Consider the following 12,226-nt stretch of genomic DNA (forward strand, 5'->3'; position numbering starts at 1 on the left):
CGATCTGTACGAAGCTCGCATCCGCATCGAGAAGGTCGACGCCGTGACGTCGCAATTGCGACGACGCCTGACGATCGCGTACGAAGAATTGCTCGAAATCGAGCGCATGGGCGATCGATCTGACGTCGGCCTGCTCGTGATCGACCGGGCCGATGATTTGCGACGCCAGCTGTCCGGTTCGCTTCATGATCTGGCGCAACCAGTCCGCCCGGCGCTGGGGGTAGCCGAGAATGCTTACCTTGCCTGCGCGATCTCCGGCGAGATCGATGCTTCCCATGCACGAACCATGATCGCGGTGGTCCTGCAGAGTGCCCGAGAGACTCGCAGCATCCAGCTCGCGATCAATGACGCCGCGCGGTCCCTGCGGCCAGCCGTCACCGCGTCGCCGGCCGACCCGTGGCTACCGGAGCGATTGAATCGCTCACTGCAGCAGGCATCGAGGTCGCTGGATGATGCGCGCCGCGGGGCTCACCGCCTTAGTGAGGATCTACCGATGGTTGCGCGATCCTTAGGCGTCGACATAGCCAGCTTGGACATCGCCGAGCACCTGAGCATCGCCAGCCCCGCCGATCGCCACCGTGCTGCGCGCGCGCCCGAGCATCAGCCCACTCGCGTGACGACATCGGTAACGAGTCGAGGGGTGACTCCGTGACGACCGCGGGGCAAGCGATGCAGGCGACCGAGTTCCACATGAGTGCACAGCCGCCGCCGTCCACAGGTGACAAGGCCCTACTCGCTCTTCGACGCTGGCGCACCGCACGCTCAAAGCACCGACTGCCGAGCGAAGGAACCGTCGCATGAACGCAACCACCAAGGATCCGCACGTCTTCGATCTGGCCTACCGGCTCATCAAGACACTCGGTGCCATCCACCACGAGACCGCGCAATGGAACGCGACCGGGCAGAACCTCCATGTCACGTCGGAAGTTTCGATCCTTTCCTACGACGCTCTCGCGGCGAGCCACCGACTACGCCAGTGGGCCAGTCCGGAACTCGCCATGCCAGACGGCGAGGCCGCAGGGAACAGAGCTGACCTCGAGTCCTTGGCGCAAGAGTTCCTGAGTCTGGTCGCCGCGGGGCCAGGCATCGAGCTCGAGCTGGTGCTCGTGAGCATCGGCAGAGTCGTGAACGGGGTGGCGCGGTATGCCGAACTCACTTGACCACCTCAAGGACGCACAGATGCACATGCTCCGGGCGCGGACCACCAGTGGCCTCGACGCAGGAGAGCTCGTGCGCGGATGGGTGCTGATCGCGAAGGCCGCCCACGCTGCTCACGACCGGCTGCCGGCACCTGACCCGACCCGCACCGTTGAACGGATCGCCCTGATGTCCACCGCAATGGGGTCCTCGGAGCAGAGCAAGTCGTGGCCAGGAAATGCGAATCCCAGTCCCGCTCTCGAGCCGGTGCACACCGCGCTGGTCGCAGCGACCCGTGCCACGACCCCGGAATCTGCCTCCGATGTCCAGACAGCGCAACGACTTCTGAGTGCCGTGCTGTGGATCGGATCCGAGTTGGTGTCCGAACGCGCACGAGATCACGCATTCGATTTGGCCTTTCGCCGGGTAGCGGACTCGACGGCAGAGCAGGCCGCCGCACGAGTCGTGTCGCAGAGGCTCAAAGCGATTGAGACGCTCGCGCTGACCGGTTCCCTCCGACCGGACACTCCGACTGGCGAGCTTGCCGCCGCCCTCGGACGGTGGGACGTTGTGGCCCATCGCGCACTCATGTCCGACAGGTCCACAGTCACCCTGCATCACGTCGCCACCCTTGAGGTCGCAACCTTCGATGCATTCCGTGCGGCGACAGCGCGAGCGCACTCCCTCGGTGTGATCGACTACCTCACCGCCGACCGGATGGATCCTGCGATCGCCGGAGCAGCATCTGCCTGGCGAGACGTCGCGAAGGTGGCCGGCGACTTCAGCTTCGGTCATGCTCTGCCGTCGACAGACCTGCTGACCGTCGGCGACAACGTCCGGTCTCAGTTCGCTGATCTCGCGTCACCAACTTCACGCGCGGAGGACATCGACATCTTCGAGTCGTTCACGGCACATCTGGCCACCTCGATGGGACTCACCGCCGCCGCGCGGGACCTGATCGATGATCGAGAACTCCTGGCTCCCGCCCGGGCAATCAATCGTCAGCTCCGGGACCGGATCCCTCGGAATGGGTGCCTCGGCTCAATCGTCTCTGCTGCTGACCTTCACCAGGCACGAGCCATCATTCTTCCGGCCGTAGCGCGCGAGATCGTTCGCGAACCTCTCGACCTGGCGTATAGCGCCTCTGTTGAGGCCGTTCGTCGATCGGCGGCACTGGATCCGCTTCACCGGTCGGCCGCGCGCAACGGACAGGCACCGGCTGCTCCGGCGACGAGACGGCTCCCTGTCCCAGTCCCCACACCACCCGACGCTTCCCCGGCGCCCAAGCGCTAACGGCATTGGCATCGCAGCCGCCGGAGATCGACCCGGGGATTGCTTTATCGAGATGCGACAACTTCGACCCGCCTCGCGGCTTAGTGCCGAGACTCGCTGGCGAGTCGAATCGCTTGCTGGGAGGCAACCGCTACAACCCCACGAGTTATCCCGGCCCGCATGTCGAACGGTTGGGATGGCAACCGAACTGACGCCACGTCGCGCAACCGGTGACGATGTCGCCTGCCAAGCCCGTGCCGAGGGCTCTAGCCTCGAGGGCTCCGCCCGAATGGGTCGACGACCTTGATCTCGGTCCATGGCGAGCGGGGACCCGAGGGTAGTCAGGAAGTCGTCGTCGGAGAGCTTCCGAGGCGCGCCGGGAGTTCGGCAGGTTCACCCCCGGCAGAGCGCCGCCTCCTAGCGGCCGCGGCGGAATCTGGCTACAATCTGCGCCAGACTTGGAAGGGAGGCGCAAGCCGGTCAGGGCCGTCGAAGATGGGCGCCAATCGAAGGCTCCACGACAGTGGATCTGCCAGAGCGCCTGGGTCACGATGAATGAGCAGTGAGGCCATTGTGAAGCAACGGACAGATAAAAGGTCTCCTGCCGGATCGGCTGGTGGAGCCGTCGACTTCGCCGTCAGAGGTATTCATCAGTTGGTCAAGGACCTGACGCTTCTGCCTGGTCAGCCTGTCCGACAGGAGCACGTGGCATCGACACTGTCTCTGAGTCGCGCCCCCATCAGGGAGGCGTTGCGTATTCTGCACAGCAACGGGATCCTTGATTACGAGGCGAATGTCGGATACACGGTCCGCCGTTTGACCTCGATTGAGTTCGAGCAGGTGTACCTCATGCGCCGGGCTCTCGAAGACACGTTGATGGAATCGCTGCCGAGCTTCACGAAGGCCGAGATTCGACGGCTCCGCGGATTGAACAAGCAGATGAGCATCGCGGGCCAGAACAGCGATATCGTCAAGATGCGAGATCTGAACGAGGAGTGGCACTTCTTGATATTCAAGAAGTCGCCTCATCACCTGATCGTGGCGGAAGTCGAACGGATCTGGGGTGTGACGCACTCGTATCGATCGTTCTACCTCTATGACCCCGGTTCGCGGGGTCGAGTCGTGCTTGAGCACGAGACAATTCTCGATGCGTTGGAAGCGGGCGACAACCAGGCGGCGATGATCGCGATGGAACATCACCGAGGCGGAGTGCCCGCCAAGATGGAGGAAATGTACGCGAAGCTGCCGTTGCTCGGCAGCCAACGCCCTCGCTGACAAGCTCCGTTGCAAGTCGGCTTCGAGTGGTCAAGTCATGCGGCGCGGCGGAAGTGCCGGCAATCAGCCGCCGTGGGGCCTGGTTCGGGGCACGCAGTCAGCTGACTGCCTAATTCGACGTTCCTCGAGGTGAAGTGAATTGAGCGACCGTGACGCAGGCATTGCTGGGCCAGACTTCGAATCGAGGCTGGTTCGATACGCCCGTTGACCCGGTGGGAGGAATCTCAGCGGTGCCGGGTTTGACCAGGCTGCAATAGAAGGCGCCGGTAGCTTGACGGCATCAGTGCCCTCTTGCTCGCGCGTCGAGTTGCGCAGATCAGACCATCGCCACTGCGTGCACGTCAGTGGTCAAGTCGATCCTTGTCAAGTGCGCCAGTCCCGTAGCGCCGCGTGCCGGTCCTACGGCTCGTTGACCCCGACGCTCCGCGAGTGCTGGTCCGCTCGCGACCTCTCGGTGCGTGCGCCTGCGAGGGGCGTGATGCAGGCAACTCGGTGCGGTGGAGTGACTCTTGACACACCAAATTGGATCCCATACGATCGTCAATCAGGGTCAGAAACGCCACGGAAGTGTCGGTCGGCCTCACCACGTGCTAGCGGAAAACGCTGCAACCATCGACTACAAGCACCGTGTCGAACTCGTCTGAGCCGGGCACTGACTGGAGGACTCATGCACATCCAAGAGGTTCCGACCGAGAGCTCGACCGACAACCATGTCGAAGTCGCGCGCAACTTGATTCCCCTTCTGCAGAACGGCGCTGAGGAGACCGAGCGCGGCCGCAGATTGGCGCCTGAGGTGTCCGAGGCGATGCGGGCGTCAGGACTGCTCCAGGTGTGTGCGCCTCTGAGGGCCGGCGGGTCTGGAGGGAACTTCAGGGACCTGATCGAAGTCTCCGCTGAGCTTGCTCGTGGGGATGGATCGGCGGGATGGGTCGCCTTCATCGCCAATGCGGCTGCCTTCGCCACCAGCGCCTTCGCGGATGAGGTCCGAGCCGAGATCTTCGCTGATCCGTTGAACGTTGTCGTCGGTCAATATGGACCCAACGGCGTAGCGACGCGTGTCGACGGCGGCTACCGAGTCACCGGAAAGTGGCGCTTCGCGTCCGGCTGTTATCAAGCGCAGTGGACTCTCAACGGCGTTCGGATCGCCGACGACAACGGGGAAGTCGTGGCCCGAGCCTGGGCCCTGCTCCCGCTGGCGGAGCTCGAACTGGAGGACTCGTGGCACGTCGCCGGTATGAGCGGGACCGGGAGCAACACGCTCATTGCCAATGATGTGTTTGTGCGTGATGGATTCATGGTTGACCACGACACCTTCGCCGGCCGACGATTCGCAGCTTGGCACGACGATGAGCCCCAGTACCGCAGCTCCATGCGCACCGTCGCGCAGCTCGGAATCGTCGGGCCTCTCATGGGTCTCGCGGAGGCGGCCTGGGAGAACATCCTCGCGATGATGAACGAGGGTCGACCGATCATCCAGACGAGTTACAAGGACATTCGCGAGTCCCCCAGTTACCGATTGGCGCTCGGGGAAGCGCGAAATGCCATCGATCAGGGGAGTTTCCACGTGTTCCGCGCGGCGGACCGGGTCGATTCTGCTGCCCTCGATGGACGACATCTAGACCTGGGGGACCACGCTCGAATCTGGGGTGACGCCTCCGCTGCCACGAAGAAGTTCCGCGACGCTGTCGATCTGCTCCTGGACATTGGCGGCACTCGGAGCTTCTCGGTCGCCAATCCATTGCAGCGCATCTGGCGCGACCTCGAGATCGGCAGCAGGCACGGACTGAACAATCGGCTGGTGAATGCCGAGCGTCACGCGCTAGGGCTGTTGGATCTGGATCGTCCTCCGCTCATCGATGGCTAGAGAACCGGAGCGATACGGCATGCAGATCGAGGACGAAGCCAGCGAGAGCGGAAGCCTGGAAGGCACGCAAGAGATGGTCAGCAAACCCACGCTCGAGGACGTGTCTGAAAAGTCCAAGTTCGACATTCTGGATTGTCATCACCATTATGGGGACCTCGCTTCACTGCTTGGACCTGGTCCCAGTCAGGCTCTCGCCGTTCCTACTGACAGTGTTGAGTATCGGCGTGTCGAACTGGAAACCCGTCTGGCAGCAATGGACGAGCAAGCAATTCGCCAAGCGGTGATCATCCCAGGGCACTCCTACCTTCGCCCCCGTGGAATAGCCGACACCCGGTCCGTCAACGACGGCGTAGCAGAGTATCGTGACCGCATTCCTGCCCGATTCCCGGCTGCTGTCGGGATCGTCGAGCCCCTTCACGGGCGGGCTGGCTACGACGAGCTGGACCGAATCTCTTCCGAGCTCGGCCTGGTCGGGATATCGGTGCACGTCCGATTTCAAGGATTGTCTCTCGACAGCCCCTGGGTCCGCGACTACATCAAGCGGGCTGTTGACCTTGGGTTGGTTCCTTTCGTTCACGTGATCGCAGACTCATCTGAGAACGCGCTGTGGAAGTTTGAGATCATCGCGGCCGACAATCCCGAGGCAAAGATCATCGCTCTGGATGCGTTCACCAGTCATGAACAGGCTCGGCACGTACTGCGGATAGCCGAGCGGTTTCCCAACGTCCTGTTTGACACCAGCTTGGCTTATCACTGGAGCGAGGTCGAGCTGCTCGTGCAGCAGTTCGGGTCGGAGCGGGCTGTGTTTGGCACCGACCTGTACTCGATGATGCCGCACGGTGCCCACGTCCTCAGTCAGATACTTGACTCCTCCATCTCAGATTCCGACAAGGCCAACATCCTGGGTGGAAACATCCGTCGGGCTCTGAAGCTGATTCCGTCCAACGACAGTTGGTCTGAACCTGACGACTGATCTCACCTGCCGGCAGCGGATCAGCATCACTGAGTCGGCGACCGGCAGTTCCAAGCCCGATCTGGCAACGCCAGCCGGGTCATCAACCAGCGACCGTATGAGGTCGAGGGCACATCGTCGTGACGACCGCTTGTTGGTCGCCGTTGCTTCGTGTCACTGAACTCAGCGAAATCTTTCCGGAAAGGGAATATCTGATGAGCGTACGACGAGTGGTGAAGCGTGGGAGGCGACATATCGCTGTGGCGGCGTCGACTCTTGCTGTCATGAGCTTTCTTTCGGCCTGTGGCAACTCCGACGAGGAAACGACTGAGTCAGGGTTGACCAAGATCACGGTGCTTCGCTCATTGTCCTCGGGTTTTGAGCCGCTGTACTTGGCAGAGCAGGCAGGTTGCTTCGAGGAGAACGGACTTGAAGTGACGATCAAGCCAGGCGCGGGTGACACGGCACAGAACATTCCCTCGGTACTCCGCGGCGATGCCCAGTTCGCTATCACTGGATCCACCGGCGTCATCAACGCTGCTGCAGAGGGCCTCCCGGTCCGGGCGGTGAGCGGGCTCGTGTCGTCGCCGACGGATGATCCCGAGCAACCCCGCGTGAGCGGCGTGTTGGTGCCAGCCGACAGTCCCATCCAGGACATCACCGACTTGGAGGGCAAGACGATTGGTGTCACTGCGGCAGCCGGATACTCGGACCTCATGATTCGCTGGGGGATCGCCGAGGCCGGGGGAGATCCTCAGGATGTCGACGTTGCCGCGCTTCCCATGACGTCCTTGGTCGAGGCGGCCCAGACCGGACAGGTTGATGCCATCGGCGTCTTCGAGCCGTTCATGTCCGCAGGACTCGGCGCGGGCATGCGGGAGGTGCGAGGTGCCGACATCTCGGACCACCCAGGCCTTGTCGGAACGTTGATCTTCTCAAGCGACGAGTACCTCAAGGAGCACGCAGACACTGCGGAAGCCCTGGTCAAGGCCCTCGAATGCGGCACGGAAGTGGCGAACGAGGATCAGGACGCCCTTCATGCGGTGCAGCGTGAGTACACCGAGGTTCCGGACGACTTCATCAACAACCAGGCGCCCCTCAAGCACTGGACGGTGAACATCGACGGAGACCTGTTCGAGGAGCAGGCGTCCTTCATGGAGGAACTTGGCTTCATCGCCAATGCACCGGACGCGGACGAGATGCTCTGGAAGAACGCTCCGAGGCCCTGACGTGACCACCACGACCGAGCCTCCAATCACGAAGGAGCGCACCACTATGGCCGAATCGAAGTCCAGGAAAGCCGCTCGACGCCGCTACGGCCGACTCGCTCCGCGAGTCACCGTCCTGGCGGTGCTGCTCGGGGGTTGGTGGGCGTTCGCAGCCGCGGGCGTCATTTCCGAGGACCTGGTTCCGACCCCGCTTGGGACAGTGCGTGCGTGGGCTGAGCTGGTCGTCACGGCCGAGTACTGGAATTCGATTCTCGAGACCCTTCGAGGCGCGGCCGCCGGCCTGCTCTTCGCGATGGTGATCGGCGTGCCGATCGGGCTACTCACCGGAACGTACGCCGCGCTCGAACGTTGCACCCGGGTGCTATTCGACGTGCTCAGGACGTTTCCCGGCATCGCCATGCTTCCGGTGTTCCTGCTCATCCTCGGAGCGACATTCACGATGAAGGCCGTCGTGGTCTTCATCGCGTGTGTCTTCATCATCGTGCTGCAGGCTCAGTACGGTGCAAGATCCGTGACGCCCACCATCCGGGAGACCGTTCGTGCGTACCGAATCCCGAAGAGGCTGTGGTTTCGCCGCGTCGTGCTACCGAGCTCGATCCCTTCCATCATGACCGGACTCCGTCTGGCGGCAGCACTCTCGGTGCTGGTCGCGATCGGTGTCGAGGTGCTCACAACAGTCCCGGGGATCGGGTTCAGAGTGACCGAGGCGCAATTGGGCAACGATTCGTCGTCGGCGTGGGCCTACATTCTCACCGCTGGAGTTCTCGGATTCTTGATCGTCGTGATGTCCGAGCTCGCCGAGTCCCGGCTGCTGCGTTGGCGTCCCTCATCGCGTCTGGAGATGTGATCTATGAACGCGTACCAAAAGGTCAGAGCCGGCCTCGCGATGCTGTGGCTTCCCATCGCGGTCCTCGCGGCGGCATGGGTCGCCACGGCCGCAGCAGACTCATTCTACTTCCCGACGCCTCCGGTGATCCTGGAGGCCCTGATCGACGGGTTCAGACAGGACCACCTCTGGGACGACCTGGTTTTCAGCGTGCGGAACATCGGGGTCGCGGTCCTCTTGGGCTCTGCCGCAGCAGTCTGCGTCGGATTGATCATCGGCGAGAGTAGAGCATTGACTCACGCTACGGCCCCCTTCCTCACCTTCGCCCGGGCCACGCCGATGGTCGCATTCATCCCGATCTTCATCATCACCTTCGGAATCGGCGCCGCGCCGAAGATCATCGTGATTGCCATCGGTGTCTTCTGGCCCGTCCTACTGAACACCATCACCGGTATCCGTGGGATCCATCCCGCGGTGCGCGAGACCGCCGTGAGCTTCCGAATCCCGAAGCTGCTGTACCTACGCCGGATCGTTCTTCCGGGCGCGGCGCCACAGATCTTCGCCGGGTTGCGGATCGCCATCGCGGTTGCGTTGGTCCTGATGGTGGTCAGTGAAATCTACGGTTCGTCGGTGGGGCTGGGTAACTACATCCTCGAGAGTGGTGCCCGTTTCCAAGTTGCGGCTACGTGGGCGGGAACGGTTGTCATCGGTGCCTTGGGTTATGGCCTGTCGAGTGCCTTGATCCTGTTGGAACGGCGCGTTCTTGGTTGGCACCAGGAGCGCCCCCGCAAGAACTCACGACCGAAACGGCGGGGCTCGCCTGCCGTGTCCGGCGTCTTCGCCAGCCGCCGAGGCTAGCTCTTCTGCCCATGGGCACAACACCACACGTCCGATCGTCCACCGCGACGATCACCACCCCCGGGATAGGTCTACGAATGAACAACGTCCAAAGTTCAGCAAACACGCTGATCGTTGAGAAGATGTCCAAGTCCTACGGCAGCGGCGCTGATGAGCACCGTGTTCTGGAGGACCTCAGTCTGCGAGTGGAACCAGGTGAGTTCGTCACCATCGTGGGACCTTCCGGCGCTGGCAAGACAACCTTGCTTCGCTGTTTGTCGGGACTCGTCGCCCCGACGTCGGGCGTGGTCCGCTACGGCGAGGTCCCCGTGAGCGGACCTCTTGCCGAGATCGCCGTCGTTTTCCAGGACTATCGCGCATCGCTGATGCCGTGGATGACAGTCCGCGACAACGTCGCCTTTCCGCTGCAGGGGCGCAAGATCGCGAAGCGAGCCAGGAACGATGCCGCCGACGAGGCACTTGATTCGGTCAACCTGCCCGGTGTGGGCGACAAGTACCCGTGGCAGCTCTCGGGCGGCATGCAGCAGAGGGTGGCGATCGCACGAGGACTGGCGTACTCCGCCCCGGTGCTGCTGATGGATGAGCCGTTTGGGTCGGTCGACGCTCAAGCTCGCTTCGAGCTGGAGGATCTGGCGCTCGACCTGCGAAGCCGCCTGGGGATCTCTGTTGTCGTGGTGACTCACGACATCGACGAAGCCGTGTACCTGGGAGACCGTGTGGTGGTGCTGGGTGGTCGCCCAGCGCGAGTGATCGACACCATCGAAGTCGATCTGGGGCGAGACCGGGATCAGATTGCGACACGGGCGAAGCCGCGCTTCGCGGAACTCCGGACGCAGGTCATGACGGAGATTCGCGAAACATCGATCTCGTCGCGATGACAAGCGCCTTCACGGGCGGCGGTGGCTCTTCGGTGGAGCACCGAGATCAATGGCTGGAGACGGCTGCGAGCCTACTCCCTCTCCTGCGCCAGGGGGCAAATGCCGGAGAGGCCGCGCGACAGGTGCACCCCGCCAGCGTGGATGCACTGAGGTCGAACGGCCTCTTCCAGATGTGCGCGCCGATTCGGGTTGGTGGCGCCGAGCAGAACGCCCGCACACTCGTCGAAGTGGTGTCTTGTCTGTCCCGTGGGGACGCCTCGGCAGGATGGGTGGCGATGATCGCCAACTGCACTGCTTGGACGATGGGGCTCCTCCCGGACGAGGCCAGAATGGCGGTCTACGGTGGCGGTGGTGATGTGATTGCCATCAGCCAGTTCGGTGCTGGTGGCACAGCGACCCCTTCCGGCGACCAGTTCGTCGTAGACGGGCGGTGGCCGTTCGCCTCGGGTTCGGACCTCGCGAGCTGGACCATTGGTGGCGTCAAGCTGGCACTCGAGAGGGATGGGACTCCGGAACTTCGCTGGGCGCTGATGCCGGTTTCCGCCATGACCGTGGTGGACGACTGGAACGTTGCGGGAATGGCAGCGAGTGGGAGCAAGACCCTCGTGGCGAGTGATCTTGCTGTACCAGTCTCCTGGACTATCCCGTTCGAGCAGTTTAAGGGACATGCGTTCGCGCAGTGGCACTGCGACGAGACGGTGTTCAGGACCTCAGTCAGTGCCGTTGCCTGTCTCGCTCTGGTTGCGCCTCTGTGGGGGATGGTCGAAGAGGCATGGGACATCACCTACGTGGAAGCTCAAAGCGGGCGGCCGATTCGTCAGTGGAACTATGACGATGCCAGGGACGCTCCAGGTTGGCGGTCGGGTCTCGCGATAGCGCGATCCAAGATCGACACGGGAATGTTCCATCTGCTGAGAGCTGCGGATGACATCGACGATCGGGCCCGGCGCGGGGAAGTCTTGACGATCGCGGAGCGCTCACGGATCAGGAACGACCAGGCTGTCGCAACCGTCTGTTTCAGAACCGCACTTGACCTGCTGATGGACCTCAACGGAGCCCGCTCCTTCAAGCTTGACAACCCGCTTCAGCGAATCTGGCGAGATTTCGGAGTCGCTAGTCGGCACGGTCTCAACAATGTGCCCCTCAACCGTGACGTGTACGCACACAGCCTCGCTGGCCTGGATATGGAGCAGTTCTACGACCGTCTGTGATGGCCGCATCGCCGATAGTGAGGTCGCTGGGTTCTCAACAGCGGGGTCCGGTCAAGGCTCGGAGCCGTCGTTCGGGTGAGCGGTTGCAGTTCTCATTAATCGGTACGTAAGACACGGCATGGCATCTTGACCCCAGCGGGCGGGCATATCACCGGGAGGATCCGGCGGCGGTAGATCCGTCGGGGTCACGCGTCGATCGACTATCGCCGCTTCGCCTGGGTGCGCCACCGGGTGCTGGTATCAGAAGCTGGATCTCCCTTCCACCCGAAACTCCGTCTTCTAGATCGCCACGACCCTGGTCTGGTGCGAGGTGCGCAGCATGGTCAAGTCAAATTGTCGCGGGACATCGACCGTAGGCGAGGGAGCGGACGGACCGGTGACGGCCAGAACGAGCTGCTGGTCGACCGGTGGGCCCACCGCGGGTAGGTGAGACGAGCGGCAGGTTCGGGAAACGGCGACCGCCGCCGTGGCTGCCGGGCCTTCATCGGCTTGCCAAGCCCATCACATGACGCTGGCGGGCAGGGTCCGTCGGCGTAGTGTCTACTCGAAAGCTGACAGCTGCGTCGTAGCTAGTCGCGCGGCTTGAACGGTGCGTTTGCCGGCACAGCCTGGGAGATGTCGGGCGCGTTGTCGATGAGTCCAAATCGAGCTAGCTTCTCGCCGATCCGTTGCTCTTCGTCCAGGAACTCTCGCGTAGGCAGATGGAGGCCCCAACGGCGTGTTG

At 62.9% G+C, this 12,226-nt stretch carries 11 protein-coding genes; all 11 read left to right on the forward strand.

Going from position 1 to position 12,226, the window contains the following annotated elements:
- The coding region (locus ABD127_RS18940) for a hypothetical protein (RefSeq protein WP_344204464.1) at positions 1–652 on the forward strand (652 nt) is incomplete at its 5' end.
- Positions 653–797: 145 nt separating this feature from the next.
- Positions 798–1,160: a hypothetical protein gene (locus tag ABD127_RS18945; RefSeq protein ID WP_344204466.1), complete on the forward strand. Its 363-nt coding sequence runs from the start codon at positions 798–800 to the stop codon at positions 1,158–1,160.
- A 19-nt stretch (positions 1,161–1,179) separates the two neighbouring features.
- The gene (locus tag ABD127_RS18950; RefSeq protein ID WP_344204468.1) at positions 1,180–2,430 is read left to right on the forward strand and encodes a hypothetical protein; all 1,251 of its coding nucleotides are present in this window, start codon (positions 1,180–1,182) and stop codon (positions 2,428–2,430) included.
- A gap of 534 nt (positions 2,431–2,964) precedes the next feature.
- Positions 2,965–3,684: a GntR family transcriptional regulator gene (locus tag ABD127_RS18955; protein ID WP_344204470.1), complete on the forward strand. Its 720-nt coding sequence runs from the start codon at positions 2,965–2,967 to the stop codon at positions 3,682–3,684.
- A 667-nt stretch (positions 3,685–4,351) separates the two neighbouring features.
- Positions 4,352–5,548: an acyl-CoA dehydrogenase family protein gene (locus ABD127_RS18960; RefSeq protein ID WP_344204473.1), complete on the forward strand. Its 1,197-nt coding sequence runs from the start codon at positions 4,352–4,354 to the stop codon at positions 5,546–5,548.
- A 19-nt stretch (positions 5,549–5,567) separates the two neighbouring features.
- Complete coding sequence (locus ABD127_RS18965) at positions 5,568–6,521, forward strand: amidohydrolase family protein (RefSeq protein ID WP_344204476.1); 954 nt, start codon at positions 5,568–5,570, stop codon at positions 6,519–6,521.
- A 263-nt stretch (positions 6,522–6,784) separates the two neighbouring features.
- The gene (locus tag ABD127_RS18970; RefSeq protein WP_344204478.1) at positions 6,785–7,729 is read left to right on the forward strand and encodes an ABC transporter substrate-binding protein; all 945 of its coding nucleotides are present in this window, start codon (positions 6,785–6,787) and stop codon (positions 7,727–7,729) included.
- Position 7,730: 1 nt separating this feature from the next.
- Complete coding sequence (locus ABD127_RS18975) at positions 7,731–8,576, forward strand: ABC transporter permease (protein ID WP_344204480.1); 846 nt, start codon at positions 7,731–7,733, stop codon at positions 8,574–8,576.
- A 3-nt stretch (positions 8,577–8,579) separates the two neighbouring features.
- A complete protein-coding gene (locus ABD127_RS18980) occupies positions 8,580–9,413 on the forward strand; it encodes an ABC transporter permease (RefSeq protein ID WP_344204482.1) in 834 nt (277 codons plus the stop codon).
- 77 nt (positions 9,414–9,490) lie between these two features.
- Positions 9,491–10,291, forward strand: a complete 801-nt coding sequence (locus ABD127_RS18985) for an ABC transporter ATP-binding protein (protein WP_344204485.1) — start codon at positions 9,491–9,493, stop codon at positions 10,289–10,291.
- Between the two features lie 137 nt (positions 10,292–10,428).
- Entirely contained in the window at positions 10,429–11,502 is a 1,074-nt protein-coding gene (locus ABD127_RS18990) for an acyl-CoA dehydrogenase family protein (protein WP_344204488.1), read from the forward strand.
- The last annotated feature ends 724 nt before the right edge of the window (positions 11,503–12,226 follow it).

The sequence above is a fragment of the Aeromicrobium alkaliterrae genome, from assembly GCF_039529015.1.
GTDB classification, from domain to species: domain Bacteria; phylum Actinomycetota; class Actinomycetes; order Propionibacteriales; family Nocardioidaceae; genus Aeromicrobium; species Aeromicrobium alkaliterrae.

Coding starts and splice junctions, on each gene's coding strand:
- ABD127_RS18945 (WP_344204466.1), top strand. CDS start 798: ATGAACGCAACCACCAAGGATCCGCACGTCTTCGATCTGGCCTACCGG.
- ABD127_RS18950 (WP_344204468.1), top strand. CDS start 1,180: ATGCACATGCTCCGGGCGCGGACCACCAGTGGCCTCGACGCAGGAGAG.
- ABD127_RS18955 (WP_344204470.1), top strand. CDS start 2,965: ATGAGCAGTGAGGCCATTGTGAAGCAACGGACAGATAAAAGGTCTCCT.
- ABD127_RS18960 (WP_344204473.1), top strand. CDS start 4,352: ATGCACATCCAAGAGGTTCCGACCGAGAGCTCGACCGACAACCATGTC.
- ABD127_RS18965 (WP_344204476.1), top strand. CDS start 5,568: ATGCAGATCGAGGACGAAGCCAGCGAGAGCGGAAGCCTGGAAGGCACG.
- ABD127_RS18970 (WP_344204478.1), top strand. CDS start 6,785: ATGAGCTTTCTTTCGGCCTGTGGCAACTCCGACGAGGAAACGACTGAG.
- ABD127_RS18980 (WP_344204482.1), top strand. CDS start 8,580: ATGAACGCGTACCAAAAGGTCAGAGCCGGCCTCGCGATGCTGTGGCTT.
- ABD127_RS18985 (WP_344204485.1), top strand. CDS start 9,491: ATGAACAACGTCCAAAGTTCAGCAAACACGCTGATCGTTGAGAAGATG.